Source organism: Pseudomonas sp. SMV7 (assembly GCF_052041995.1).
In the GTDB taxonomy this organism is placed as follows: Bacteria; Pseudomonadota; Gammaproteobacteria; order Pseudomonadales; family Pseudomonadaceae; genus Aquipseudomonas.
In genome coordinates this window covers 22,519-48,981 of record NZ_JBKGGT010000004.1, presented here as the reverse complement: position 1 = coordinate 48,981, position 26,463 = coordinate 22,519, and the positions used below count along the sequence as shown (strand labels likewise).

24 protein-coding genes are annotated in these 26,463 nt (G+C 63.4%); 10 read left to right on the top strand and 14 right to left on the bottom strand.

All coding sequences use genetic code 11. The annotated features are described in order from the left end of the window. Positions 1–150: 150 nt before the first annotated feature. The gene (gene rpsU, locus ACLEJP_RS06535) at positions 151–366 is read right to left on the bottom strand and encodes a 30S ribosomal protein S21 (protein WP_003255575.1); all 216 of its coding nucleotides are present in this window, start codon (positions 364–366) and stop codon (positions 151–153) included. A gap of 204 nt (positions 367–570) precedes the next feature. Here rpsU and tsaD point away from each other — a divergent pair, with 204 nt between their 5' ends. Then, entirely contained in the window at positions 571–1,596 is a 1,026-nt protein-coding gene (tsaD, locus tag ACLEJP_RS06530; RefSeq protein WP_289131776.1) for a tRNA (adenosine(37)-N6)-threonylcarbamoyltransferase complex transferase subunit TsaD, read from the top strand. A 3-nt stretch (positions 1,597–1,599) separates the two neighbouring features. Here tsaD and plsY read toward each other — a convergent pair whose 3' ends face one another. Beyond that, complete coding sequence (gene plsY, locus ACLEJP_RS06525; protein ID WP_440804999.1) at positions 1,600–2,169, bottom strand: glycerol-3-phosphate 1-O-acyltransferase PlsY; 570 nt, start codon at positions 2,167–2,169, stop codon at positions 1,600–1,602. Positions 2,170–2,243: 74 nt separating this feature from the next. Between plsY and folB the strand changes: the two genes are divergently transcribed. Continuing rightward, positions 2,244–2,600: a dihydroneopterin aldolase gene (gene folB, locus ACLEJP_RS06520; protein WP_003255570.1), complete on the top strand. Its 357-nt coding sequence runs from the start codon at positions 2,244–2,246 to the stop codon at positions 2,598–2,600. Further along, complete coding sequence (gene folK / locus ACLEJP_RS06515; protein ID WP_406820700.1) at positions 2,591–3,100, top strand: 2-amino-4-hydroxy-6-hydroxymethyldihydropteridine diphosphokinase; 510 nt, start codon at positions 2,591–2,593, stop codon at positions 3,098–3,100. The genes folB and folK overlap by 10 nt, the downstream gene beginning before the upstream one ends. A gap of 91 nt (positions 3,101–3,191) precedes the next feature. On the opposite strand, the gene ACLEJP_RS06510 is transcribed toward folK, so the two are convergent. The 11 genes from ACLEJP_RS06510 to ACLEJP_RS06460 all read right to left on the bottom strand — a co-directional run bounded on the left by ACLEJP_RS06510 (position 3,192) and on the right by ACLEJP_RS06460 (position 17,159). Beyond that, positions 3,192–4,298 (bottom strand): multifunctional CCA addition/repair protein, encoded by a 1,107-nt coding sequence (locus ACLEJP_RS06510; protein ID WP_440804998.1) that lies wholly within the window; start codon positions 4,296–4,298, stop codon positions 3,192–3,194. Positions 4,299–4,353: 55 nt separating this feature from the next. Further along, a complete protein-coding gene (locus ACLEJP_RS06505; RefSeq protein ID WP_225780131.1) occupies positions 4,354–5,922 on the bottom strand; it encodes a SpoVR family protein in 1,569 nt (522 codons plus the stop codon). Next, positions 5,919–7,190, bottom strand: coding sequence for a YeaH/YhbH family protein (locus ACLEJP_RS06500; RefSeq protein WP_225780132.1), 1,272 nt, complete (start codon positions 7,188–7,190; stop codon positions 5,919–5,921). The genes ACLEJP_RS06505 and ACLEJP_RS06500 overlap by 4 nt, the downstream gene beginning before the upstream one ends. A 140-nt stretch (positions 7,191–7,330) precedes the next feature. Then, positions 7,331–9,253, bottom strand: coding sequence for a PrkA family serine protein kinase (locus ACLEJP_RS06495; RefSeq protein ID WP_225780133.1), 1,923 nt, complete (start codon positions 9,251–9,253; stop codon positions 7,331–7,333). A 282-nt stretch (positions 9,254–9,535) separates the two neighbouring features. Next, positions 9,536–9,868, bottom strand: coding sequence for a thiosulfate sulfurtransferase GlpE (glpE, locus tag ACLEJP_RS06490; RefSeq protein ID WP_289131787.1), 333 nt, complete (start codon positions 9,866–9,868; stop codon positions 9,536–9,538). A 14-nt stretch (positions 9,869–9,882) separates the two neighbouring features. Next, entirely contained in the window at positions 9,883–10,749 is an 867-nt protein-coding gene (locus tag ACLEJP_RS06485; RefSeq protein WP_440804996.1) for a symmetrical bis(5'-nucleosyl)-tetraphosphatase, read from the bottom strand. Next, the gene (gene apaG / locus ACLEJP_RS06480) at positions 10,749–11,129 is read right to left on the bottom strand and encodes a Co2+/Mg2+ efflux protein ApaG (RefSeq protein ID WP_440804994.1); all 381 of its coding nucleotides are present in this window, start codon (positions 11,127–11,129) and stop codon (positions 10,749–10,751) included. The genes ACLEJP_RS06485 and apaG overlap by 1 nt, the downstream gene beginning before the upstream one ends. 145 nt (positions 11,130–11,274) lie before the next feature. After that, complete coding sequence (rsmA, locus tag ACLEJP_RS06475) at positions 11,275–12,075, bottom strand: 16S rRNA (adenine(1518)-N(6)/adenine(1519)-N(6))-dimethyltransferase RsmA (protein WP_440804993.1); 801 nt, start codon at positions 12,073–12,075, stop codon at positions 11,275–11,277. Beyond that, positions 12,072–13,061, bottom strand: coding sequence for a 4-hydroxythreonine-4-phosphate dehydrogenase PdxA (pdxA, locus tag ACLEJP_RS06470; protein WP_440804992.1), 990 nt, complete (start codon positions 13,059–13,061; stop codon positions 12,072–12,074). Before pdxA ends, rsmA begins: the two co-directional genes overlap by 4 nt. Continuing rightward, positions 13,058–14,377 carry a peptidylprolyl isomerase SurA gene (surA, locus tag ACLEJP_RS06465; RefSeq protein ID WP_289131790.1) on the bottom strand — a complete coding sequence of 440 codons (1,320 nt, stop codon included), beginning with the start codon at positions 14,375–14,377 and terminating at the stop codon, positions 13,058–13,060. Before surA ends, pdxA begins: the two co-directional genes overlap by 4 nt. Beyond that, positions 14,358–17,159, bottom strand: a complete 2,802-nt coding sequence (locus tag ACLEJP_RS06460; RefSeq protein WP_440804991.1) for an LPS-assembly protein LptD — start codon at positions 17,157–17,159, stop codon at positions 14,358–14,360. The genes surA and ACLEJP_RS06460 overlap by 20 nt, the downstream gene beginning before the upstream one ends. A gap of 130 nt (positions 17,160–17,289) precedes the next feature. Between ACLEJP_RS06460 and ACLEJP_RS06455 the strand changes: the two genes are divergently transcribed. The 3 genes from ACLEJP_RS06455 to ACLEJP_RS06445 are packed head-to-tail and all read left to right on the top strand — an operon-like array spanning position 17,290 to position 19,746. Next, positions 17,290–18,309 (top strand): aminoglycoside phosphotransferase family protein, encoded by a 1,020-nt coding sequence (locus tag ACLEJP_RS06455; RefSeq protein ID WP_440804990.1) that lies wholly within the window; start codon positions 17,290–17,292, stop codon positions 18,307–18,309. Further along, entirely contained in the window at positions 18,306–18,977 is a 672-nt protein-coding gene (murU, locus tag ACLEJP_RS06450) for an N-acetylmuramate alpha-1-phosphate uridylyltransferase MurU (RefSeq protein ID WP_440804989.1), read from the top strand. The genes ACLEJP_RS06455 and murU overlap by 4 nt, the downstream gene beginning before the upstream one ends. 1 nt (position 18,978) lies before the next feature. Next, entirely contained in the window at positions 18,979–19,746 is a 768-nt protein-coding gene (locus ACLEJP_RS06445) for a TerB family tellurite resistance protein (protein WP_225780143.1), read from the top strand. A 96-nt stretch (positions 19,747–19,842) separates the two neighbouring features. Here ACLEJP_RS06445 and ACLEJP_RS06440 read toward each other — a convergent pair whose 3' ends face one another. Then, the gene (locus ACLEJP_RS06440) at positions 19,843–20,835 is read right to left on the bottom strand and encodes an alpha/beta hydrolase family protein (RefSeq protein ID WP_440804988.1); all 993 of its coding nucleotides are present in this window, start codon (positions 20,833–20,835) and stop codon (positions 19,843–19,845) included. 95 nt (positions 20,836–20,930) lie between these two features. Between ACLEJP_RS06440 and ACLEJP_RS06435 the strand changes: the two genes are divergently transcribed. The 4 genes from ACLEJP_RS06435 (at position 20,931) to ACLEJP_RS06420 (ending at position 26,453) form a co-directional block, all read left to right on the top strand. Then, entirely contained in the window at positions 20,931–23,318 is a 2,388-nt protein-coding gene (locus ACLEJP_RS06435; RefSeq protein ID WP_440804987.1) for a PAS domain-containing sensor histidine kinase, read from the top strand. 7 nt (positions 23,319–23,325) lie between these two features. Continuing rightward, entirely contained in the window at positions 23,326–23,958 is a 633-nt protein-coding gene (locus tag ACLEJP_RS06430) for a response regulator (RefSeq protein ID WP_170034010.1), read from the top strand. Positions 23,959–24,253: 295 nt separating this feature from the next. After that, complete coding sequence (locus ACLEJP_RS06425; protein ID WP_170027961.1) at positions 24,254–25,378, top strand: ABC transporter ATP-binding protein; 1,125 nt, start codon at positions 24,254–24,256, stop codon at positions 25,376–25,378. Positions 25,379–25,418: 40 nt separating this feature from the next. Further along, positions 25,419–26,453 carry an ABC transporter substrate-binding protein gene (locus tag ACLEJP_RS06420; protein ID WP_440804985.1) on the top strand — a complete coding sequence of 345 codons (1,035 nt, stop codon included), beginning with the start codon at positions 25,419–25,421 and terminating at the stop codon, positions 26,451–26,453. The last annotated feature ends 10 nt before the right edge of the window (positions 26,454–26,463 follow it).

The following is a 26,463-nucleotide window of genomic DNA, read 5'->3' as shown; positions in this document are numbered from 1 at the left end:
ACCAGCTCTGACGTTTCAGGCAGGTTGCCCATGTGCAGTTCGCAAGAAGCTTGTGCTGGGCCTTGAGCTAGCTGCTCAAGTGTGAAGCGACCACTGCCATCGCCCGGCGGTTAGCCGGGCAGGGCAGAAGCTTTGCGTAGAACGCCTGTATTAGTACAGACGAACGGCGCGGCGCTGTTCGCGCTGAACTTTCTTGGCGTGACGCTTAACAGCAGCAGCTGCTTTGCGCTTACGCTCGGCGGTCGGCTTCTCGTAAAACTCGCGGCTACGAACTTCAGCCAGTACACCGGCTTTTTCGCAGGAGCGCTTGAAACGACGCAGAGCTACGTCGAAGGGTTCGTTCTCTTTAACTTTGACGGCTGGCATCCAGGGCTACCTTAATTCATTACCGGGGTAGACGTGCTCCTGGCAAAACAAAGGTGTGCTGGAGAACGTCGGTTTTCAAGGGTTGCGGATGTTAACCCTTAGCAAGCCGGAATGCAAAGCCTCTGATCGAAAACCGCTGGTCGGCATCCGACACGGGGACTATCATGCGCGGCTTCGAATTCAGCCCCCACAAGGGACGAACCCATGCTAGTACTGGGATTGGAAACATCCTGCGACGAAACTGGCGTCGCATTATATGACAGCGAGCGCGGTTTGTTGGCCGACGCCCTGTTCAGCCAGATCGACCTGCACCGCGTGTTCGGCGGGGTGGTACCCGAGCTTGCCTCGCGTGACCACGTCAAGCGCATGTTGCCGCTCATCCGCCAGGTGCTGGACGAGGCCGGCTGCGTCGCCACCGAGATCGACGCCATTGCCTACACCGCCGGCCCCGGCCTGGTCGGTGCCCTGCTGGTGGGCGCATCCTGTGCCCAGGCGCTGGCCTTTGCCTGGGACATCCCGGCGATTGGCGTGCACCACATGGAAGGCCATCTGCTGGCGCCCATGCTGGAGCAGAATCCGCCTGAGTTTCCGTTCGTCGCCTTGTTGGTCTCGGGCGGCCACACCCAGCTGGTGCGCGTCGATGGCATCGGCCACTACGAGCTGTTGGGCGAGAGCCTGGACGACGCCGCTGGCGAAGCGTTCGACAAGACCGCCAAGCTGATCGGCCTGAACTACCCCGGTGGCCCGGAAATCGCGCGCCTGGCCGAGCGCGGTGTGCCGGGGCGCTTCGTGTTCCCGCGGCCGATGACCGACCGCCCGGGCCTGGAATTCAGCTTCAGCGGCCTGAAGACCTTCGCCCTGAACACCTGGCAGCAGTGCCGCGATGCTGGTGACGACAACGAACAAACCCGTTGCGACCTGTCCCTGGCATTCCAGCAGGCGGTGGTGGAGACTCTGACCATCAAGTGCAAGCGGGCGCTGAAGCAGACCGGCCTCAAGCGCCTGGTCATCGCCGGTGGCGTCAGCGCCAACAAGGCCTTGCGCGCGTCCCTCGAAGACATGCTCGCCAGCATCAAGGGCAACGTGTACTACGCGCGCCCGCAGTTCTGTACCGATAACGGCGCAATGATCGCCTACGCTGGCTGCCAGCGGTTGTTGGCCGGGCAGCAGCAGGACCTGGCCATCAGTGTGCAGGCACGCTGGCCGATGGAGCAGTTGCCGCCGGTCTGATGGCTAGAAATGCCGCTCGCGCCCGGCGAACAGGTCGCGCAGGTTGTTGCGGTGGCGCCATACGATCATCAGCGTGAGCACGCTGATCGGCAGCAGCGCCTCGGGCTCGCGCCAGGCCAGCAAGGGCAAGGTCAGCGGCGTGGCGATCAGCGCGGCCAGCGAGCTGGTGCGGGTAAGGTAGAAGGTCAGCAGCCAGGCGCCGATGGCCAGTAGCGCGGCCGGGAAGTACAGGGCCATGAGCATGCCGGCGGCGGTCGCCACGCCCTTGCCGCCGCGGAAGCGGAAGTACAGCGGGAACAGGTGGCCCAGCACCGCGCACACGCCAACCCAGGCCTGCGCCTGCAGGTCCAGCCCGGCAAGGCGGGCGAGCAATACCGGCGACAGGCCCTTGCACAGGTCGCCAAGCAGGGTCAGGATCGCCAGTTTGCGGCCTGCCAGGCGTAGCATGTTGGTCGCGCCGGCGTTGCCTGAACCGCTGGAACGCGGGTCCGGGCTGCCCGCAAGGCGGCTGAGTACAATGGCGAAGGACAGCGAGCCGAGCAGGTAGGCGAGCAGCGCCAGTAACCAAAACATGCTAACTATTCCGGGCGAGGACGCCCTGATTCTAACGGCGCCAGTCGCCCTTGTCGTGCTGTGGAGAGAAGTGCTTGGACAGAGTGTTCATCGAAGGCCTGGAAGTCGATACCGTCATCGGTGCCTATGACTGGGAGCGGGATATTCGCCAGTGCTTGCGCCTGGACCTGAGCTTTGCCTGGGACAACCGCCCGGCTGCTGCTGGTGACGACCTGAGCCTGGCGCTGGATTACGCCAGTGTGTCGGCGCGTATCCAGGCGTTTGCCGAACAGGCCCGCTTCGAGCTGGTGGAAACCTTTGCCGAGCGCCTGGTGGCAACGTTGATGGACGAGTTCCATATCCCGTGGGTGCGGTTGAAGCTGACCAAGCCGGGGGCGGTGCCGGCGGCCCGAGGTGGTGTTGGCGTGGAGATCGAGCGCGGATGTCTCTGAGCACGGTTTACCTGGGCCTTGGCAGCAATATCGACCGCGAGGCGCACTTGTGCGCCGGGCTCGATGCGTTGGCCGGCATCCTCACCGGCATGCGCTGTTCGCCGGCATTCGAAAGCCAGGCGGTAGGTATCAAGAGCGGGCCGTTCATCAACTTCGTGGTAACCGGGCAGACGGCATTGCCGTTGATCGAACTGGACCGCCGGTTGAAATTCATCGAGGCTGACAACGGCCGCTATGCGCCGGACCGCAAGGGGCTGCCGCTGGATATCGATGTGCTGATGTATGACGATTTGCTCGGCACCTTCGACGGGCTGGTGCTGCCCCGTGCCGAGATCCTGAAGAACGCCTTCGTGCTCTGGCCGCTGGCGCTGCTGGCGCCCGACCTGGTGCATCCGGGGGTGGGCAAGCGCATGGCGCAGTTGTGGCAGGAAGCGCGGATTGACCAGGTACTGGCACCTGTTGCCTTCGAGTGGCGTGGGTTGCAGCTGACGCCGGCTTGAGCCTGTACCGGCCCTTTCGCGGGCGCGCCCGCTCCCACAGGTAAAGCACTGTTCTGTGGGAGCGGGCGTGCCCGCGATGAGGCCGGTGAGATCAACCGAGCTGGTAAGTCTCAAGCGCTTTCAGCCGCTCACCTTTGATTGCTTCGCCCAATGCCTGGCCAGTAAACCCAGTCTGCACCAGCGGCTTCACATCCACCGCCCGCGCTGCCGCTGCCGCCCCTCGCAGGTAATCGGCCTGTGGATAATCTGCCTTGCCCTCGCCCAGTGCGATCATCTGGCAAGCAATCAGGAAGTCCTCGAACCGCTGCGGCCGCCGGTACACATCGAACTTCTGTAACAGCTCCAGCAACGCCGTCGCTGGCAACGCCAGCGCCTGGTTGCCTTGCGCCAGGCACTCCCCGGTCAGCAACGCCAGCTCCTGGCATTCCCGCGGCGCCTTGAAGCGCTGGTTGACTGCTTTGATCGAAGCGGGAGCCAGCCCGTGCAGCAGGCAGGCCCAGCGTACGTGCAGGGCCTGCTCATGCAGCGCAGCCTGCTCCAGCGCAAGCATTGCCTGGGTATGCTCTCCCAGCTCGGGCAGCAGCTCCGCCAGGGCGCCACAGGCCTGCAGGACCTGGAAGAACACCTGCGGCTGTGCTTCCATCAGCGCCCGCTCGATTTCCTTCCAGCTGCGTTCGGCCGTCAGCGCCTGCAGCTCGCCGGAAACACTGATCTGGCGCATCAGCTCCAAGGTTTCCTCGGCCACCCGGAAACCCAGCGGTGCATAACGCGCAGCGAAGCGCGCAACCCGCAACACACGCAAGGGATCTTCGGCAAATGCCGGGGAAACGTGGCGTAACAGGCGCTGATCGAGATCGCTCTTGCCGTGGTAGGGGTCATACAGAACGCCTGCTTCGTCCTCGGCCATTGCATTGATGGTCAGGTCGCGGCGAATCAGGTCTTCTTCCAGCGTCACGTCGGGGCTGGCATGGAAGGTGAAACCACCGTAGCCACGTCCACTCTTGCGCTCGGTGCGTGCAAGGGCGTATTCCTCGCCGGTTTTCGGGTGCAGGAATACCGGGAAGTCAGCCCCGACCGGGCGGTAGCCCTTGGCGTGCATTTCCTCGGCCGTGGCGCCGACCACCAGCCAGTCGATATCGCTGACCGGGCGGCCGAGCAAGCGGTCGCGCACGGCGCCGCCGACTTTGTAGATGTGCATGTGCAGCTCTCCATAACTGCCGACAGGATAACCCGTCGGCAGCCATGGCGTAGCATCAGAGGTGGTGGATGACAGCCAGGTCCATGCGCCCGTAGTCGGCGTTTTCGCCGTGCTCGCCACGCGGTGGCATGTGGTGGGTCTTCATCACCTGGTCGCCCTGCACGGTCTCCAGGTGGATATCGAAGCCCCACAGGCGGTGCAGGTGCTTGAGCACTTCATCGGTGGAATCGCCCAGCGGTTTACGGTTGTGTTGCTGATGGCGCAGGGTCAGCGAGCGGTCGCCGCGGCGATCGACGCTCCAGATCTGCACGTTCGGTTCGCGGTTGCCCAGGTTGTACTGCGCTGCCAGTTGCTCGCGAATGGTCCGGTAGCCGGCCTCGTCATGGATGGCCGGCACCAGCAGGTCGTCGCGCTGGTCATCATCGAGGATGCTGAACAGCTTGAGGTCACGCATCACCTTGGGCGACAGGTATTGCAGGATGAAGCTCTCGTCCTTGAAGCTGCTCATGGCGAACTTGATGGTAGAAAGCCAGTCACTGCCGGCAATGTCGGGGAACCAGCGGCGATCTTCCTCGGTCGGGTTTTCGCACATGCGGCGGATGTCGGTGTACATCGCAAAACCCAGCGCGTAGGGGTTGATGCCGTTGTAGTACGGGCTGTCGAAGCCTGGCTGGAACACCACACTGGTGTGCGACTGCAGGAACTCCATCATGAAGCCTTCGGTAATCAGCCCCTCGTCGTACAGGTCGTTCATCAGGGTGTAGTGCCAGAAAGTCGCCCAGCCTTCGTTCATCACCTGGGTCTGGCGCTGCGGGTAGAAGTACTGGGCAATCTTGCGCACGATGCGCACCACTTCACGTTGCCACGGCTCCAGCAGCGGGGCGTTCTTCTCGATGAAATACAGGATGTTCTCCTGCGGTTCGGCGGGGAAGCGCGCATCATCGCGTTCGTTGCCCTTGTCTGCGCTCTTCGGGATGGTTCGCCACAGGTCGTTGATCTGCCGTTGCAGGTGCTCCTCGCGTTCCTTCTGCCGGCGCCGTTCCTCTTCGGCGGAAATCGGGTAAGGTCGCTTGTAGCGATCGACGCCGTAGTTCATCAGCGCATGGCAGGAGTCGATCAGGTCCTCCACGGCATCGATGCCGTGGCGTTCCTCGCACTGGGCGATGTACTGCTTGGCGAACACCAGGTAGTCGATGATCGAGCTGGCGTCGGTCCAGGTGCGGAACAGGTAGTTGCCCTTGAAGAAGCTGTTATGGCCGTAGCAGGCATGGGCGATCACCAGTGCCTGCATGCACATGGTGTTTTCTTCCATCAGGTAGGCGATGCATGGGTCGGAGTTGATGACGATTTCGTAGGCCAGGCCCATCTGGCCACGGCTATAGGACTTTTCCGTGCTGAGGAACTGTTTGCCATAGGACCAATGGTGGTAGCCCAGCGGCATGCCGACCGAGGCGTAGGCATCCATCATCTGCTCGGCGGTAATCACCTCGATCTGGTTGGGGTAGGTGTCCAGGGCGTAACGCTCGGCCAGGCGGCTGATTTCCCGGTCGTAGGTCTGGATCAGTTCGAACGTCCACTCGGACCCGGTGGAGATGGGTTGGCGTCTCTGTGCTCTGGCGGTCATGTGGCTAACCTGCGCTGGAAGAGTTCACGGAAGACCGGGTAGATATCGCCGGCCGATACCAACTGCTGCTGGGCGAACGTGTCGGGGAAGGCTTCGCCGATGCGCTCGTATTCGTACCACAGCGCCTGATGCTCACGTGGGGTGATCTCGACGTAAGTGTAGTACTGCACATGCGGCATGATCTGCTTGGACAGGATATCGCGGCAGATCGGCGAGTCGTCGTTCCAGTTGTCGCCGTCCGAGGCCTGGGCGGCGTAGATGTTCCAGTCACTGGCCGGGTAGCGCTCGGCCATGATCTCTTGCATCAGCTTGAGCGCGCTGGAAACGATGGTGCCGCCGGTTTCCCGGGAGTAGAAGAACTCTTCCTCGTCGACTTCACGGGCGCTGGTGTGGTGGCGGATGAACACCACTTCGATGCGGTCGTAATTACGCTTGAGGAACAGATACAGCAGGATGAAGAAGCGTTTGGCGATGTCCTTGGTGGCCTGGGTCATCGAACCGGACACGTCCATCAGGCAGAACATCACCGCCTTGGAGCTGGGGTTGGGCTGCTTGACCAGCAGGTTGTACTTGAGGTCGAAGGTGTCGAGGAAGGGCAGGCGGTTGATGCGGGCCTTCAGGCGTTCGATTTCCTGTTCGACTTCCTGGATATCAGTGAAATTATCCGGCTCCTCGATCTTCAGCCGGGCAAGTTCCTTCTGCGCCTCGCGCAGCAGGGCACGGCTGCTGCCGGTCAGGGCGATGCGCCGGGCATGCGCCGAGCGCAGGGTGCGCACGATGTTGATGCGCGACGGGTTGCCTTCGTTGGCGATACCGGCGCGTACGGTCTTGAAGGTGTCGGCACCGGTCAGGTGGCGTTTGACCAGGTTGGGCAGTTCGAGGTCCTCGAACATGAATTCGAGGAACTCTTCCTGGGTGATCTGGAAGACGAAGTCGTCCATGCCCTCGCCGGAGTTGCCGGCCTTGCCACGGCCGCTACCACCCCCGCCACCTTGTGGCCTGGGGATGTGTTCGCCAGCGGTGAACTCCTTGTTGCCCGGATGCACGATGGTCTGCTTGCCGCCGCGACCATGGTGCAGCACCGGTTCGTCGATGTCGCGCCCCGGAATGCTGATCTGCTCGCCATGTTCCATGTCCATGATGGAACGGCGGCTCACCGCCTCTTCGACGGCTTTCTTGATGTGTTCGCGGTACCGCCGCAGAAAGCGCTGGCGGTTGACCGTGCTCTTGTTCTTGCCGTTCAGGCGTCGGTCGATAACGTAGCTCATGGTCCCTCCGGTAGCTGGAGCAGCTGCAAGCCACAAGCTTCAGGCTGCAGGAAAGAGCAGCCACCGCTGCTGCAGGCTGCAGCGCCGGGCTTGCGCTCGGCGCCGTGCAGCCTGGAGCTTGCGGCTTGTAGCTTGCCGCTTTATTGCGATTTCCTGACCCGCAGGTACCATTCCGACAGCAGGCGAACCTGTTTGTCGGTGTAGCCACGCTCCACCATGCGCGTGACGAAGTCGTTGTGTTTCTGTTGGTCCTCCTTGCTGGCCTTGGCGTTGAAACTGATGACCGGCAGCAGGTCCTCGGTGTTGGAGAACATTTTCTTCTCGATCACCACGCGCAGCTTTTCGTAGCTCAGCCAGCTCGGGTTCTTGCCGTTGTTGTTGGCCCGCGCACGCAGCACGAAGTTGACAATCTCGTTGCGGAAATCTTTCGGGTTGCTGATGCCGGCCGGCTTCTCGATCTTCTCCAGTTCTTCGTTGAGGGCGATACGGTTGAGAATTTCGCCGGTTTCCGGGTCGCGGTATTCCTGGTCCTGGATCCAGAAGTCGGCGTACAGCACGTAGCGGTCGAAGATGTTCTGCCCGTACTCGCTGTAGGACTCCAGGTAGGCGGTCTGGATTTCCTTGCCGATGAACTCGATGTAGCGCGGTGCCAGGTACTCCTTGAGGTAGCGCAGGTAGCGCTCGCGCACTTCGGCAGGGAACTGTTCCTGCTCGATCTGCTGTTCCAGCACGTACAGCAGGTGTACCGGGTTGGCAGCCACTTCATGCGGGTCGAAGTTGAACACCTTGGACAGGATCTTGAACGCGAAGCGGGTCGACAGGCCGTTCATGCCCTCGTCGACGCCGGCGGCATCGCGGTACTCCTGGATCGACTTGGCCTTTGGATCGGTGTCCTTGAGGTTTTCCCCGTCGTACACCCGCATTTTCGAGTAGATGTTTGAGTTTTCCGGCTCTTTCAGGCGCGAAAGCACAGTGAACTGGGCCAACATTTTCAGCGTGTCCGGGGCGCAGTGGGCCTTGGCCAGCGAACTGTTGACCAGCAGCTTGTCGTAGATCTTGATTTCGTCGCTGACGCGCAGGCAGTACGGCACCTTGACGATGTAGATCCGGTCGATGAACGCCTCGTTGTTCTTGTTGTTACGGAAGGTGTGCCATTCCGATTCGTTGGAGTGGGCCAGGAGAATCCCGGAGTAGGGGATGGCACCGAGGCCTTCGGTACTGTTGTAGTTGCCTTCCTGGGTGGCGGTGAGCAACGGGTGCAAGACCTTGATCGGGGCCTTGAACATCTCGACGAATTCCATCAGGCCCTGGTTGGCCCGGCACAGCGCGCCCGAATAGCTGTAGGCGTCGGCGTCGTTCTGCGGGAATTCCTCGAGCTTGCGGATATCCACCTTACCGACCAGGGCCGAGATGTCCTGGTTGTTCTCGTCACCCGGTTCAGTCTTGGCGATGGCGACCTGGTTGAGGATCGACGGGTACAGCTTCACCACCTTGAACTTGCTGATGTCGCCGCCGAACTCCTGCAGGCGCTTGGTGGCCCAGGGCGACATGATGGTATTCAGGTAGCGCCGCGGGATGCCGAATTCCTCCTCGAGGATCGCCCCGTCTTCGCTGGCATTGAACAGGCCCAATGGCGACTCGAACACCGGCGAGCCCTTGATGGCATAGAACGGAACCTTTTCCATCAACTGCTTGAGTTTTTCCGCCAGCGACGATTTACCGCCGCCCACCGGGCCCAGCAGGTAGAGGATCTGCTTCTTCTCTTCCAGGCCTTGGGCGGCGTGGCGGAAGTACGACACGATCTGGTCGATGCACTCTTCCATGCCATGGAAGTCGGCAAACGCCGGATAGCGGCGGATGACCTTGTTGGAGAAGATACGCGACAGCCTGGAGTTGGTAGAGGTGTCGATCAGCTCTGGCTCACCGATGGCCAGCAACAGGCGTTCGGCCGCCGATGCGTAGGCACTGCGATCCTCTTTGCACAGCTCGAGGTACTCCTGCAGCGTTAATTCTTCCTGGCGCGTTGACTCGAAACGTTGTTGGAAGTGGCTAAAAATACTCATGACGTCACCTCGCTCGATACGTTGAGACGACGCCGGATCAGTCAGCTGATGCTGGCACGCAACCGGGGTTGCCGATTGCTGTATACCCCCCAAACACCCTGTAACGCTACCGATGACCCGCACGCCGGTGTACCGGCTCTCCCCTTTTTCTGGATGGCCTGCGCTTAAGAATAGTTGGTTATCCGCAAGGTCAAGGGCGAGGTACGGAGAAGTTGTGGCCGACCGTTCGTCAGATAAGCCGCAAGCCCACGCTGTGCGCGGGCTGCAGTGTAGATGAAAAAATTATTCGGCAGCGCCCTGGGCGGTCTCGGCCGGGTAGGTGGCGCGCCACAGTTCGAAGCCGCCGTCGACGCTGTAGACATCGGAGAACCCTTGGTTGACCAGGTAGGCCGCGGCGCTCTGGCTGGAATTGCCGTGGTAGCACACCACCAGGGTCGGGGCATCGAGGTCGGCGTTGCGAATGAACTCGGCGACCGACTGGTTATCCAGATGCTTGGCACCGGTAATGTGGCCGGCGGCGAAAGCCTGGGGGTCGCGAATATCGACGACGACCGCACCTTCTTTCTTGCGAAGCTCCAAGGCCTGCTCGGGAGGGATGCGCTTGAATTCGCTCATGGGTACTACTTCCTTCAGGTGGGGTCGTTGAGTGTAGTGGGTTGTGCCGGTTGGCGCAGGGTGCCGCCGTCGCCGCAGTCACAGCGGTGGTATTCGCCGCTGTCGACGTTGTACAGGGTCATGGCGCCACCCCATACGCAGCCAGTATCCAGGGCAATGATGCCAGGTTCGTCAACCTGGCCCAGCAAGGCCGCCCAGTGGCCGAAGATGATCTTCACGTGGCGTGAGCGGCGCTCCTTGTGGGCGAACCAGGGCTTGTAGCCTTTGGGGGCGGTGTCCAGGCCTTCCTTGCTCTTGAGGTCGAGTTTGCCCTCGGCAGTGCAGAAGCGCATGCGCGTGAGGTAGTTGGTGATGACCCGCAGGCGTTCGACGCCGCAGAGGTTCTTGCTCCACTTGTTCGGCTCGTTGCCGTACATGCCGTCCAGGTACTGCTTCAGGCGGCTGTCGTCGCGCAGCACCTCTTCGACTTCACCGGCCAGGGCCAGGGCCTTGCCCAAGGTCCACTGCGGTGGAATGCCGGCGTGCACCAGGGCAATGCCCCGCGGCTCGTCGTAGTGCAGCAGTTTTTGCTGGCGCAGCCAGTCGAACAACTGGTCGGCGTCCGGCGCTTCGATGATCTCGCGCAGGGTGTCGCTCTTCTTCAGGCGTTCGACGTTATGCCATACGGCCAGCAGGTGCAGGTCATGGTTACCCAGCACGCACACCAGCGACTGGCGGATCGAATACAAGAAGCGCAGGGTTTCCAGCGACTCGGGGCCGCGGTTGACCAGGTCGCCGACCAGCCACAGGCGGTCGACGGCGGGGTTGAAGCTGACGCGTTCGAGCAGGCACTTGAGTGGCTGCAGGCAGCCCTGCAGATCTCCGACAGCGTAGGTAGCCATCAGTGCAACGCCCCGGGCACCGCCAGGCGGAAGGGGGCGATCGGCGCATCGAAACGTTTGCCGTCTTCGGCGAACATCTGATAGCTGCCCTGCATGGTGCCCACGCGGGTGCTGATCACGGCACCGCTGCTGTAGGTGTGGCTCTGGCCAGGGTCGATGTTGGGCTGTTGGCCGACCACGCCGGCGCCGCGCACTTCTTCGACTTCGCCGTCACCGTTGGTGATCAGCCAGTGGCGCGACAGCAGCTTGGCCTTGAGCGAGCCGTTGTTCTGCACGGTGATGGTGTAGGCGAAAGCGAAACGACCGTTTTCAGGTTCGGATTGTTCTTTGAGGTAGCGGGTCACGACGCTGACGTCGATCTGATAGCGGGGGTCGGACATGCAAGGGCCTTGGGAGAACTGACGCAATAATGCAGTCTAGGCCATTGAGCGGGGGGAGGGCCAGCGGTGTGGCGGCTTGGAAATAGCTATGGTCGGTACCGGCCTCTTCGCGGGCGTGCCCGCGAAAAGGCTGATCCAGGCGGAGTCAGGCTTGCTGGTCGGCCAGCTGGTCAGCCAGGCGCACGAAGGCCGCCAGGTCCAGCTGTTCAGGGCGCAGGCTGCCGTCCACGCCCGCTGCCTCGATGGCCGCGCTGTCGAGCAGGCCCTTCATGGTGTTGCGCAGGGTCTTGCGGCGCTGGTTGAACGCCTCGCGTACCACGCGTTCCAGCAGTTGCGCATCCTTGGCGGGGTGCGGCAACACTTCGTGCGGCACCAGGCGGACGATCGCCGAGTCCACTTTCGGCGGCGGATTGAAGGCGCCCGGGCCGACGTTGAACAGGTGTTCGACGCGGCAGTGGTACTGCACCATGATCGACAACCGCCCCCAGTCACCACCGCCTGGGCCTGCGGCCATACGCTCGACCACTTCCTTCTGCAACATGAAATGCATGTCGCGGATCAGCCCGGCGTGGCTGAGCAGGTGGAAGATCAGCGGGGTGGAGATGTTGTAGGGCAGGTTGCCCACTACCTTGAGGCTGCGCGGTGGTACACCCAGCTGGTTGAAATCGAACTTCAGCGCGTCGCCCTGGTGCAGGCGGAAGTTGCTGCGGTCAGCGAACTTGTGCTGCAGGATCGGCACCAGGTCCTTGTCCAGCTCCACTACGTCCAGCTGTGCGCCGCTGCCCAGCAGGCCTTCGGTCAGGGCGCCCTGGCCCGGGCCGATTTCCAGCAGGTGTTCACCGGCCTTGGCGTTGATGGCGCGCAGGATGCGGTCGATGATGCCGGCGTCGTGCAGGAAGTTCTGGCCGAAGCGCTTGCGCGCCCGGTGTTGGTATTGCTCGTTCATGGTCGGTTCTCGGCCATCTGGTAGGCGGTGTCCAGCGCGACGCGCAGGCTGCCGGTGTCGACCTTGCCGCTGCCGGCAAGGTCCAGGGCGGTGCCGTGGTCAACCGACGTGCGGATGATCGGCAGGCCCAGGGTGACGTTCACGGCTGCGCCAAAACCTTTGTACTTGAGTACGGGCAGGCCCTGGTCGTGGTACATCGCCAGCACCGCGTCGCAGTGCTCCAGATACTTGGGGGTAAACAGGGTATCGGCCGGCAGCGGCCCGCGCAGGTCCATGCCCTCGGTGCGCAGGCGGGCCAGGGTCGGCTCGATGATGTCGATTTCCTCGCGGCCCAGGTGGCCACCTTCACCCGCGTGCGGGTTGAGGCCGCATACCAGGATGCGCGGGTTGGCAATGCCGAACTTGTCACGCATGTCTGCATGCAGGATGCGGGTCACGCGTTCGACGCGCTCGGCAGTGATGGCGGCGGCAATGTCACGCAGCGGCAGGTGGGTGGTCACCAGGGCCACGCGCAGGCCGTGGGTGGCCAGCATCATCACCACCTGTGCGGTATGGGTCAGTTCGGCGAGGAATTCGGTATGCCCGGAAAAGGCGATGCCGCTTTCGTTGATGACGCCCTTGTGCACCGGGGCAGTGATCATCCCGGCGAAGTGCCCGTCCAGGCAGCCTTGCCCGGCGCGGGTCAGGGTTTGCAGCACGAACGCGGCGTTGGCCTTGTCCAGCTGGCCTGGCACTACCGGGGCCGCCAGGGGCGTGTCCCAGACGTACAGGCTGCCCGCCGGTGCCGGCTGCTCGGGCCATTGGCCCGGCGCTACCGGCAACAGGTCGACAGCCAGCCCCAACTGCGTGGCCCGCTCGGCGAGCAGGTCACGGCTGGTGATGGCGATCAGGGGGTGCGGCTGGGCGTCTGCGGCGAGCAGCAGGCACAGGTCGGGGCCTATGCCGGCTGGTTCGCCGGGGGTGACGGCGAAGCGCAGGGGCTTCACTGGGCGGCCTGGTCAGCGCCAGGCAGCTTGATTTCAACGTAGGCTTCGTCGCGAATCTGGCGCAGCCAGGTTTGCAGCTCTTCGTCGTACTTGCGGTTACGCAGTACGCTCAGGGCCTGCTGTTCGCGAGCCTGCTCGGTGCTGTCGGTGGCGCGGCGGCCCAGCACTTCCAGGACATGCCAGCCGTACTGGGTCTTGAACGGACGGGTGACTTCGCCTTGGGTGGCGTTGGCCATCTGCTCGCGGAACTCCGGTACCAGGCTGTTCGGGTCTACCCAGTTGAGGTCGCCGCCGTTGAGCGCCGAGCCTGGGTCTTCCGAGAAGCTCTTCGCCAGCTCGCCGAAGTCTTCGCCGTTCTTGATGCGTTCGTACAGGCGCTCGGCCAGTTGCTCGGTGGCCGCCTCGCTGCGGATTTCGCTCGGCTTGATCAGGATATGGCGCACGTGCACTTCGTCACGCAGCACGTTCTCGCTGCCGCCGCGCTTCTCCTCGAGCTTGAGGATGATAAAGCCGTTGGGAATACGGATCGGCTGGGTGATTTCGCCAACCGGCATGCTGCTGAGCATCTTGGCGAAGTCCGGTGGCAGCTGGCCGGCTTTGCGCCAGCCCATCTCGCCGCCTTCCAGGGCGTTTTCGCTGGCCGAGTTGGCAATCGCCATCTGGCCGAAGTCGGCGCCCTGACGCAGTTGCTGGTACAGGTCGCCGACCTTGCGCGCAGCCTTCTGGATGTCATCCGAGCTGGCCGCTTCCGGGGTCGGGATGAGGATGTTGGCCAGGCGGTACTCTTCCGACATCTGCATCTTGCCGAGGTCGGAGTTGAGGTAGTTCTTCACCTCCTGCTCGGACACCTGGATGCGCTCGGCCACGCGGCGCTGGCGCACGCGGCTGATGATCATCTCGCGCTTGACCTGCTCGCGGGCGTCGTCGAACGACAGGCCGTCACGGGCCAGGGCCGCGCGGAACTGGTCCAGCGACATGCCATTGCGCTGGGCAATGGTGCCGATGGCCTGGTTCAGCTCTTCGTCGGTGATGCGGATGCCGGAGCGTTCGCCGATCTGCAGCTGCAGGTTCTCGACGATCAGGCGCTCCAGCACCTGCTGCTCCAGGGCACCCGTCGGCGGCACGCCGCCGCCACGTTTGGCGATGGTCTGCTGCACTTCGTGGATGCGCTGGTCCAGCTGGCTCTGCATGACCACGTCGTTGTCGACGATGGCCACTACGCGATCAAGAGGTTGCACCGCGGCATGCACCGCGCCACTCAGCAATGCAACGCCCAGCAACGCTGGGCGCAGTCGATCAATAAGCTTGGTCTTCACGTTCACGGTAACCTTGAATGCCTTGGTCGAGGAAAGACTCGACCTTGTTGCCGACTACACCACCGAGACCCTTCAGGACGATCTGAAGGAAGATGCCATGGTCGCCTTTTTCGTTCGTCGGAAGCGCCTGGCTGAAGTCGTCGTAGTCCATCCAGTAACGGTTGATCAGACGCAGCTTCCAGCAGCAGTTGTCGTATTCGAAACCGCCCATGGCTTCCAGGGTGCGGTTGCGGTTGTAGTCATGCTGCCAGCGCGCGATGACGCTCCACTGTGGAACGATCGGCCAGATGACCGAGAAGTCATGCTGCTGGATCTTGTAGTAGTCCTTGATGTAGTTCGGGCTACCCGGTACGCCGTAGTCGCCACCGCCCACTTTCCAGGTACCGGTCGCGGAGTCGTAGGAGATGGTGTCGTTACGGTAGCGATAACCGAGGTTGACCACCTTGTTCGGGTTGTCTTCAGGCTGGTAGTGGAACATCGCGCTGCCCGAACGGGTGCTGCGGCTGTCCGGGTCCCAGTTGAAGTCCGAATTGAAGCGCCAGTCGCGGTTGAAGAAGTAGTTGTACATCAGGGCGTACGGCGACACGTCGGACTGGGCATCGTCCCGGGTGCGGTAGTCGATGCCCGGCAGCTGAACCTTGCGGTCCTTGAAGTAGTACGCCTGGCCGATGCTGAAGTTCTGGCGTTCGAAGCCATTGTCCTCGATCCAGCGGGTGGTCACGCCCAGCGACAGCTTGTTCTCGTCACCGATGCGGTCGGTGCCGCTGAAGCGGTTGTCACGGAACAGCGAGTCGTAGCTGAACAGGGTTTCACCCGAGTCGAACAGCGGGATGTCCTTCTGGTCCTCATACGGGACGTAGAGATAGAACATGCGCGGTTCGAGGGTCTGCTTGTAGTTGGTGCCGAACAGCGACGTCTTGCGGTCGAAGTAGAGCCCGCTGTCCACGCTGAAGATCGGGATATCGCGGTTCAACGAACTGTTGTAGCTGCCGTACGCCGGGTTGGCCGACTGCGCGATGGCCTGGGCCTTGCCCTGGCTGTCCAGATCCAGGTCGTAATGGGTGTACGCATATTTCAGCTTGGGGGTCAGGAAGCCGTAGCTGGCTTCCATCGGCAGGCTGATCGACGGTGCCACATTGAAGCGGTTGCCGTTGGCACGGGCGATACCGCTGACGTTCTGGTCCAGGCGACGGCCTGCTGCACCGGCGGAGAAGTCCGGGTTGCCGTCCTTGTCGAATACGAAGTCGTCTTTCAGGTCACGATCGAAGCGGACTGCCTCGGTTTCGTAGGCGATGTTGAGCCCACCTGGTTCGTACGGCAGCTTACCGTTGAAGGTGATCTGCGGCAGGCGATCATACGGGGTGATCCTCGAGATGGTGGCCATCTCGTAGGCATGCACGTTCAACCGCGCGGTGTAGCTGTCACCCCGGTAGGTCAACGCGCCCTGCTGGTTCAGCAAGTCCTGGGACTCAACACCAATCTGGTCGGTTTCCAGGTCCTGGAAGTAGAACGGGTCGCTGATGTCGGTGTAGTCCACCTCGGTCATCAGGCGCTCGTTCAAGCCCCCCTTGTGCTGCCAGTTGGTCATCCAGCGCTGTTCTTTGTAGTCAGTCTGGTCTTTGCGGTCGTCGTTCTTGTCGTTGAGGTACGCGCCACCGAACTGGCCTTCGCTGGAAGGCGTCAGGTAGCGGAACTCGCCTTCCATCAGCAGGCCGCGCTTGGTCATGTAGCGCGGGTACAACGTGGCGTCGTAGTTCGGCGCCAGGTTGAAGTAGTACGGCGTGACCAGCATGAAGCCGGTGTCGCTGGTGCTGCTGAACGATGGCGGCAGGAAGCCGGACTGGCGACGGTCGTCGATCGGGAAGTAGATGTACGGTGTGTAGAACACCGGGAAATCCTTGACCCGCAGCGTAACGTTGGTCGCGGTGCCGAAACCGGTGGCCGGGTTCAGGGTGATGTTGTTGCCCTTCAGCTGCCAGGCGTTGCTGCCCGGCTCGCAGGTGGTGTAGGTACCATCCTTGAGGCGGATGATGGCGTTTTCGCCACGCTTGGCGTACAGGGCGCTGCCGCGGATGTGCGACTTGTGCATCACGTATTCGGCGTTGTCGACCTGGGCTTCGCCGGTGTCGAGCTGGATCTGCGCCTGGTCACCGACTACCAGCGAACCGTTGTCACGGATCTTGACGTTGCCCTTGAGCTCGCCACGGTTTTCGGTCTGGTAAAGGTTGGCCTCGTCCGCCTCGGCCTGCATGCTGCCCTGGCGCATGACCACGTCACCGGCGAGGGTAGCGATCTGCTGCTCCTGCTGGTACTTGGACACCTTGGCGTTGATGTAGGTCGGCGACTCGTCCTTCGGCGTGGTATCGGCCATGCCCGGGCGGGTTGGCTCGATGTACGCGCCACCACAGTACGGGCCGGTTTCGGCCAGCTGCGCGGCAGTGAGCTTTTCTCGCGGTACCCAGTCCAGGTGGCTGTAGTCTTCGCTGCGCGACTTCAGGGCACGGCCCTTGGCTTCGGTGACCAGCATCGGCCGGTCCGCCGTTTCGCCTTCGCTCGCGGCTTCGGTGCCGGTGCTGACGGCAGCACCCTCATGCACCGGGCGCGGCGGCAGGTTGTTGACTGGGGTCTTGGGCTTGCAGTCCCAACCACCGGAGGCGGACACTTGGCAGTCGAACTGTTCGGCTGCCACCACGTAAGACGTGGCCAGAGGTTGCAGGGCCAGCAGACCGCCGGTTACCAGCAACGGAAACTTTCTACGAAACGCGGGGGATTTCAATGCCATCTTATTAGTCCGGGCTTCCTGCGTGCCATCTGCCCGCGTGTGGGGCCGCACGCCTCTCGATGGTCTGAAAAAGATGCTGGATAATAAAGCATGACCCGCTTGACGGCTAGGGCCGTCGGAGACCCTTGTAATGCCTGAACACGATGTACGCCTGCAACAACTGACGGTCTGGCTCGATGAGCAGCTCAAAGATCTTTTCCGCAAAAACGCCTGGGGCGAAGTGCCCGCCGGCAGCCTGACCGCGGCCAGCAGCGACGCCAGCTTCCGGCGTTACTTCCGCTGGCAGGGCGCCGGGCACAGCTTCGTGATCATGGATGCGCCACCACCACAGGAGAATTGCCGACCGTTCGTCGCCATTGACCACCTGCTGGCCAGCGCCGACGTGCATGTGCCGCTGATCCATGCCCAGGACCTCGAGCGCGGCTTCCTGCTGCTGGGCGACCTGGGCCGCCAGACCTACCTCGACATCATCAATGCCGACAACGCCGACAGCCTGTTCAGCGATGCCATCGACGCCCTGCTGGCCTTCCAGCGCCTGCCGCTGGACGCGCCGCTGCCCAGCTATGACGACGCCTTGTTGCGCCGCGAAGTCGAGCTGTTCCCCGAGTGGTACGTGGGCCGTGAGCTTGGCCTGGCCTTCAGCGATGCCCAGAAAGCCGCCTGGCAGCGGGTCAGCCAGCTGCTGATCGACAGCGCCCTGGCCCAGCCCAAGGTGCTGGTGCACCGCGACTACATGCCGCGCAACCTGATGCAGAGCACCCCCAACCCCGGTGTGCTGGACTTCCAGGACGCGGTCTATGGCCCGGTCACCTATGACATCACCTGCCTGTTCAAGGACGCCTTCATCAGCTGGCCTCAGGCGCGGGTCGAGGGCTGGTTGCGTGATTACTGGCAGAAGGCGCGGGCTGCTGGTATCCCGGTGCAGTCTGACTTCGAGGCATTCCAGCGCGCCAGCGATCTGATGGGCGTGCAGCGCCACCTGAAGGTGATCGGCATCTTCGCCCGTATCTGTCACCGCGATGGCAAACCTCGCTACCTGGGCGACGTGCCGCGTTTCTTCGCCTATATAGAAGAAGTGATCGGTCGTCGGCCCGAATTGGCGGAGCTGGGCGAACTGATTGCCGAGTTGCAGGCCGGAGCGCGTGCATGAAGGCAATGATCCTGGCAGCGGGCAAAGGCGAGCGCATGCGGCCGTTGACCCTGCATACGCCCAAACCGTTAGTCCCGGTCGCGGGCCAGCCGCTGATCGAGTATCACTTGCGCGCCCTGGCCGCGGCGGGCATCAGCGAGGTGGTGATCAACCACGCCTGGCTTGGTCAGCAGATCGAAGACCACCTGGGTGATGGCAGCCGTTTCGGCCTGAGCGTCCGCTATTCGCCGGAAGGCGAGCCGCTGGAAACCGGCGGTGGCATCTTCAAGGCCTTGCCATTGCTGGGGGATGCGCCGTTCCTGCTGGTCAACGGCGATGTCTGGACCGACTATGACTTCACCCGTTTGCAGGCGCCCTTGCAAGGCCTGGCGCACCTGGTACTGGTTGATAACCCGGGCCACCACGGGCGTGGTGACTTCCGCCTGGTCGGTGGACAGGTGGTCGATGGCGATGATGCGCCTGGCACGCTCACCTTCAGCGGTCTCTCGGTGCTGCACCCGGCGCTGTTCGAGGGCTGCCAGCCTGGTGCCTTCAAGCTGGCGCCGCTGCTGCGTCAGGCCATGGCGGCGGGGCAGGTCAGTGGCGAACACTACCGCGGGCACTGGGTGGATGTCGGTACCCTCGAACGCCTGGCCGAGGCCGAGCGCCTGATCGGCGAGCGCGCCTGACATGTGGTGGCCAAGCACGGTGATTGGCGCCGGTGCCGGCTTCGCCGTCGCCAGTATTCCCGGCGCTCTGCTCGGCGCCTTGCTCGGGCAGTTCATCGACCGTCGCCTGCGTTTGCAGGGCTGGGACGACCTGCGCGAACGCCTGGGCGGGCGCCCGGCCTTGCCGGACGATGAATTGCTGTTCGTGATGCTCGGTCGTCTGGCCAAGTGCGATGGCCGGGTGGCCGAGCAGCATATCCAGCAGGCGCGTCAGGAAATGGTGCGCCTGGACCTGGCCGAAGAGGCGCGGTTGCGCGCGATTGCCGCATTCAACCGCGGCAAGGCCGGCAAGGACCGGCTGAGCGGGCATCTGCGGCGCATCCGCCAGCAGCCACATGCGGCGGAAGGCACCCTGCGCGCCTGTTGGCGCATGGTCTGGGCCGACGGCAAGATGGGTAACAAGGAACGCGAACTGCTGCTGGACTGGGGGCAGAAACTGGGCCTGAGCCGACGCCAGGTTCAGGCCATGTCGCTGGAGTACGAGCCGCGCAGGGCAGCCGGTGCGCGCGAGGCGCCCATGACCTATGCGGCTGCGCTGCGGCTGTTGGCGGTCGAGGCGGATACCGACGGCGACAAGGTCAAGCAGGCCTATCGTCGGCTGGTCAGCCGTCACCACCCAGACAAGCTGGCGGGCACGGGGGCGAGCGAGGCACAACTGCGTGAAGCGACCGAGCGCACCCGCGAGTTGCACCAGGCCTATGCCTTGATCCGCAAGCGGCGCGGCCTGTAAAGGCCCGAGTGGTACTTGTAGGAGCGGCTTCAGCCGCGATCACCGGCACAGCCGGTGCCATACACCGCGTTGGCTGCATCGCGGATAAATCCGCTCCTACAGGCTCATCCACCCCCGTACCCGGCGGAACAGCTGCTCCTGTTCAGCCGCCTTGTTCCCGGGCATGGCAATCAGCGACAACTGCCGGTACTGGCTGTCCTTCTGCCGCTTGCTGGCCTGCAGGCGCTGCGCGGCGGCGCTGCGGTCACCGCTACGGGTGGCGTAGTAGATGTCGGCAGTCGGCACCCTCAAGGTCGGTACCAGGCTTTCCAGGTCATGTTCCACTCGCGCCGGTGTCTGCGCGGCCACCATCACCAGCTTCTGCACCTGCGGCGGCTGCGTTTCGCTCAGGTAGCGGGCCGCCCAATACGCGCCGCTGCCGTGGCCGATCAACACGATGCTGCGGGCGTTGTGCTGCTGGGCGAAGGCCACCGCGGCGTCCAGCCGCGCAAAAATGCGCGCGGCATCGGCCGGGTCGGTTTGCTCGCTGGCCTGTTCGGCATCGGTGCTTTCTGCCGTGTCGGCATCAGCCGCGGTGGCCTGGGCGACGTTGGCGTTGGCATCGGCCGGCAGGTCCTTGGCCGGGGCGCTTTCGCCCTGTTCTGGCGCCGGCTTGGCAGCGGGCTTGGCTTCGACCCGCGCCTGTGGGCTGTCGGCGAGCAGGTCGGGCAGGCTGATGCTCAGGCTGTGCCAGCCTACATCGGGGAACTTCTGCCGCAGCGGGCCAACCGCGTTTGGCCAATCGGCCGTTTCGCCAGCCCCCGGCACGATGATCACGGCCCCTTGCGGGTCGCTGTCGTTGGCCGGTTTCCACAGTGCCAGGAAGCTTTCGGCACCGCCTTGCAGCGTCTGTTGCTCGGCCTTGGGCACCAGCCGTTCGAGCGCCTGGGCGTCCTCCTGGCTACGCTCCAGCAACGGCGGGCGTGGTGCTGGGGCGGCCGGGGCTTCGCTGGCAGCAGGCGGTTGTTCGGCCTCGGCGGCCAGGGCGCCGAGTGGAAGGAACGAGGCCAGGCAGCACATTGCCAGCGTCGTGCGATAAAGTGTGGACATGAATCAACCCAAGACCAGAATGATACCGGCAGCCTAATAGTATTTGCCCGTGACGGCCATGCCGCATGGCCGCCTTTGCCAAGACGAGCGTGTAGATGAAGCGAGTGCGTCGCCTGTTGGTTATCGGCTGTTTATGGCTGCCCTTGATGGCGTTGGCCCAACCCGAGGCGCAGCCCTCGATAGTGCTGGAACCTGCGCAACAGCAATGGCTGGACACCCATCGCAGCCTGCGCGTCGGCCTGGTGCTGCAGACGCCTTACGCCCAGTTCGACCGGCGCCTGCAGCAGCTGTACGGGGCCAATGTGGAGTTGGTCAGCAGCCTGGCACAGGCGCTGCGCCTGGACCTGACCTGGCGCAATTTCGCTGACCAGGCCAGCCTCGAACATGCCCTGCAGGCGGGTGAGATCGACTTTGCCCCGGGCCTGACCCAGACCCCCGCCAGCCTGCGCATATGGTTGTTCAGCGACCCCTACATGCGCGTGCCGCAACTGGTGGTCGGGCCTCGCACCGGGGCCATGGCCGTGGAGCTGGAAAAACTCGAAGCCGAGCAACGTGTGGCGGTACGCATGCCCAGCCAGCTGGCGGACTACCTGCGCGCCAACTACAACAACCTCAACCTGCAAGGGGTGCCCAACGAGCGCGAAGCGTTGCAGTTGGTGGTGGGCGGCCAGGCCAGTTTCGCGGTGCTGGATGAAGCCCAGCTCAGCCGGCTTTCCCGGGAAAGCGAGTTCGGTGAACTGGCGGTGGTGGGTGACATCGGCTTGCCGCAGCTGCTACGCATCGGTTCGCGGCGCGACTGGCCGCTGCTGGCTGATGTGCTTGAGCGTGGCCTGCAGGCGCTGCCAGCCAAGGAGCTGGAGCAGCTGCACCAGCGTTGGCTGCAACCGAAGTACCCGCGCCTGAGCGAGTCGACCGGTTTCTGGCAGAACCTGGCCTTGTTGTCCGGCATGTTGCTGCTGTGCGCGCTGGCGACCCTGGTGTGGCAGCGCCGACAGCAGCGCCAGCTGGAGCGCAGCCTGCTAGCCACGCGCGAGAACCTGGCAGAGCGGCAGGTGCGCGAGGAAGCACTGCGCCTGAGCCAGTTCGCCATCGACCAGAGCACGGTGGGCATTCTCTGGGTCAACTGGGACAGCCATGTACGCTATGCCAACCACGCCGCCGAACGCATGCTGGGCTACGGCGGAGGCGAGCTGCTGGAGCGGCCGTTGAGCACCTTCGAACCCAACCTGACCATGGACCGCTGGCTGGAGCTATGGAAGGGCGCGCGCACCGGGGAAGGCGGAGTCGGCCAGTTCGAGACGCAATGCCGGCGGGCCGACCAAAGCTTGCTGCCGGTGGAGCTGTCGCTGAGTTTCCTGCGCTTTCGTGATTCCGAGTACCTGGTGGTCTACCTCGCCGATGTCACCGAACGCCACCGCGCCCTGGCGGCCCTGCGTGAAAGCGAGGCGCGGCTCAAGGGTATTGCCGGCAACGTACCGGGGCTGGTGTTCCGCCTGGAGCGCGACCCGGCCGAGGGCGACCTCGAGTTCCCCTATATCAGCGAGGGCAGCGAGGCACTGGTGGGCTATGCACCCAGCGAGATCCAGCACCCGCAGATGGGCTTGCGCAACCTGGTGCACCCCGACGACCGTGCCGATTACCACCGGGTACAGGACCTGGCCCTGGCCAGCGACAAGGACTGGTCCTGGCAGGGGCGTATTCTCACCCGCCAGGGTGAACAGCGCTGGGCCGACATCAAGGCCAGTACCCGGCGCCTGGTCGATGGCCGGGTGGTGTGGGACGGGGTGGTATGGGACATCACCCAGGGCAAGCGGGCCGAGTTGGCGTTGGCCAGGTCTCAGGAGCAACTGCGTGAGTTGTCGGCCCATCTGGAGAGCGTGCGCGAGGAGGAAAAGGCCCGCATCGCCCGTGAGGTACACGATGAGCTGGGGCAGATGCTGACCGTGCTCAAGCTGGAAGTGTCGATGTGCGAGCTGGCCTTTGCCGAACTGGACCCGGGCCTCAACGAGCGCCTGGACAGCATGAAGCGCCTGATCGCCCAGCTGTTCCAGCTGGTGCGCGACGTGGCCACCGCCTTGCGCCCGCCGATCCTCGACGCCGGCATCGCCTCGGCCATCGAGTGGCAGGCGCGGCGCTTCGAGGCGCGCACGCAGATCCCCTGCCTGGTACAAGTACCGGATAATCTGCCAGCATTGAGCGATGCCAAGGCCACCGGGCTGTTTCGTATCCTGCAGGAGGCGCTGACCAATGTGATGCGGCATGCCCAGGCACACAGCGTGGAGATCGAACTGGTGCATGAGCACGGGCAATTGCGCATGACCGTCAGCGATGATGGGCAAGGCTTTTGCCGCGACCAGCCCCGGCCGGCGTCGTTCGGCCTGGTGGGCGTGCGTGAGCGGGTGCTGATGCTGGGTGGCAACATGGCACTGGACAGTGAACCGGGCGAAGGCACCAGCCTGAGCGTGGCCATTCCGTTGGAGTAGGAGAGCGATCGTGATTCGAGTGCTGGTGGCCGAAGACCACACCATTGTCCGCGAAGGCATCAAGCAGTTGATTGGCCTGGCCAAGGACATGCAGGTGGCGGGGGAGGCAGCTAACGGCGAGCAACTGCTGGAAACCCTGCGCCATACGCCGTGCGAAGTCGTATTGCTGGATATCTCGATGCCTGGCGTGAATGGCCTGGAGGCGATCCCGCGGATCCGGGCATTGCATGACGCGCCGGCGATCCTGATGTTGTCGATGCACGATGAGGCGCAGATGGCGGCGCGGGCACTGAAGGCCGGGGCGGCGGGTTACGCCACCAAGGACAGCGACCCGGCGCTGCTGCTGACCGCCATTCGCCGGGTTGCTGCTGGGGGGCGCTATATCGACCCGGCGCTGGCCGACCGCATGGTATTCGAAGTGGGCCTGACCGAGTCACGGCCGTTGCACACGCTATTGTCGGAGCGCGAGTTTTCGGTTTTCGAGCGCCTGGCCCAGGGTGCCAACGTCAACGACATCGCCCAGCAGCTGGCGCTGTCGAGCAAGACCATCAGCACGCACAAGGCGCGCTTGATGCAGAAGCTGAAGGTGAACTCGCTGGCTGAGTTGGTGAAGTACGCCATGGAGCACAAGCTGGTCTGATTGCGACATGCCTGTTCTCGGAACTTGCCGAGGTCCCTGTGGGAGCGGGCGTGCCCGCGAAAGGGCCTGACCTGCGGATCTCTATGGCTGAACCTGCCCTGTCGCGGGCCTGCCCGCTCCCACAGGTTTGGCGGGTGGCTCGGATGAGCATTCCAAACCCGCCATCCTTGTAGGGAAATCCCTACAACAAATCTTCCATCCGGATGATGGCATTCTCTCAGCACCCCCGATTTCCGCGCGCCTGCGCCTTCTCTACTCTTCTGCCTACGCAGTCATCCAACAAGAAGGTGCAGGCATGAGCGAGGCGAAGTCGAACGCTGCAACCAGCGAAACGCTGGTCAGCTTCCGTGGTGTGCAGAAGAGCTACGACGGCGAGTCGCTGATCGTCAAGGACCTCAACCTGGATATCCGCAAGGGCGAATTCCTCACCCTGCTCGGCCCGTCCGGCTCGGGCAAGACCACCAGCCTGATGATGCTGGCCGGCTTCGAAACTCCCACCGCCGGTGAAATCCAGCTGGCTGGGCGTTCGATCAACAACGTGCCGCCGCACAAGCGCGACATCGGCATGGTGTTCCAGAACTACGCGCTGTTCCCGCACATGACCGTGGCCGAGAACCTGGCGTTCCCGCTGACCGTGCGCAACCTGAGCAAGACCGACATCAGCGAGCGGGTCAAGCGCGTGCTGAACATGGTCCAGCTCGATGCCTTCGCCAAGCGCTACCCCGGCCAGCTGTCCGGCGGCCAGCAGCAGCGTGTGGCCCTGGCCCGTGCCCTAGTGTTCGAGCCACAGCTGGTGCTGATGGACGAACCGCTGGGTGCGCTCGACAAACAGCTGCGTGAGCACATGCAGATGGAGATCAAGCACATCCACCAGCGCCTGGGCGTAACCGTGGTGTACGTGACCCACGACCAGGGCGAAGCGCTGACCATGTCTGACCGCGTGGCAGTGTTCCACCAGGGCGAGATCCAGCAGATCGCCGACCCGCGCACCTTGTACGAAGAGCCCTGCAACACCTTCGTCGCCAACTTCATCGGCGAGAACAACCGTATCAATGGCACCTTGCTGGCCAGCGATGGCAAACGCTGCCAGGTGCAGCTGGCGCGTGGCGAACGGGTCGAGGCGCTGGCAGTGAATGTCGGCCAGGCCGGCGAGCCGGTGACCCTGTCGATCCGCCCGGAGCGTGTGCGCCTGAATGGCCACAGCGAGCGCTGCGTGAACCGCTTCTCTGGGCGGGTGGCCGAATTCATCTACCTGGGCGACCACGTACGGGTGCGCCTGGAAGTTTGTGGCAAGGGCGACTTCTTCGTGAAGCAGCCCATTGCCGAGCTCGACCCGGCCCTGGCCGTGGGCGATGTAGTACCGCTGGGCTGGGAGGTGGAGCACGCCCGCGCGCTCGATCCGATTGCCGAAGCCCATTGATGGATTGCTTCACCAACCCTGTACTGTGGAGAGAATAATAATGCGCAAGCAGTTGAAACTGACCGCCCTGGCCCTGGGGCTGTTCGCCGCTGGCCAGGCCATGGCCGCAGACCTGACCGTGGTGTCGTTCGGTGGTGCCAACAAGGCGGCCCAGGTCAAGGCGTTCTACGAACCGTGGGAAAAGGCCGGCAAGGGCAAGATCGTCGCTGGCGAATACAACGGCGAGATGGCCAAGGTCAAAGCCATGGTCGACACCAAGAGTGTGTCGTGGAACCTGGTGGAAGTGGAATCGCCAGAGCTGGCCCGCGGCTGTGATGAGGGCATGTTCGAAGAACTCGACCCAGCCCTGTTCGGCAACGAAGCCGACTACGTACCAGGTGCCATCCAGCCCTGTGGCGTGGGCTTCTTCGTGTGGTCGACCGTGCTGGCCTACAACGCCGACAAGCTGAAGACCGCACCCACCAGCTGGGCGGACTTCTGGGACACCAAGAAATTCCCCGGCAAGCGCGGCCTGCGCAAGGGCGCCAAGTACACCCTGGAATTCGCCCTGATGGCCGATGGTGTCGCGCCGAAGGACGTCTACCAGGTGCTGGGCACCAAAGAGGGCGTGGACCGCGCGTTCAAGAAGCTCGACGAACTCAAGCCAAGCATCCAGTGGTGGGAAGCCGGCGCCCAGCCGCCGCAGTACCTGGCATCCGGTGACGTGGTCATGAGCTCGGCCTACAACGGTCGCATCGCCGCAGTGCAGAAAGAGAGCAACCTCAAGGTGGTGTGGAACGGCGGCATCTACGACTTCGACGCCTGGGCCATCCCGAAAGGCGCCAAGGATGCCGACGAGGCGAAGAAATTCATCGCCTTCAGCGTGCAGCCGGAGCAGCAGAAGACCTACTCCGAGAACATCGCCTATGGCCCGGCCAACTCGAAAGCCGTGAGCCTGTTGTCGGACGACGTGAAGAAGGACATGCCGACCACGCCTGAGAACATTGCCAACCAGGTGCAGATCGACGTGGCCTTCTGGGCCGACAACAGCGAGCAACTGGAGCAACGCTTCAACGCCTGGGCGGCGAAGAAGTAACAGCCCGGTG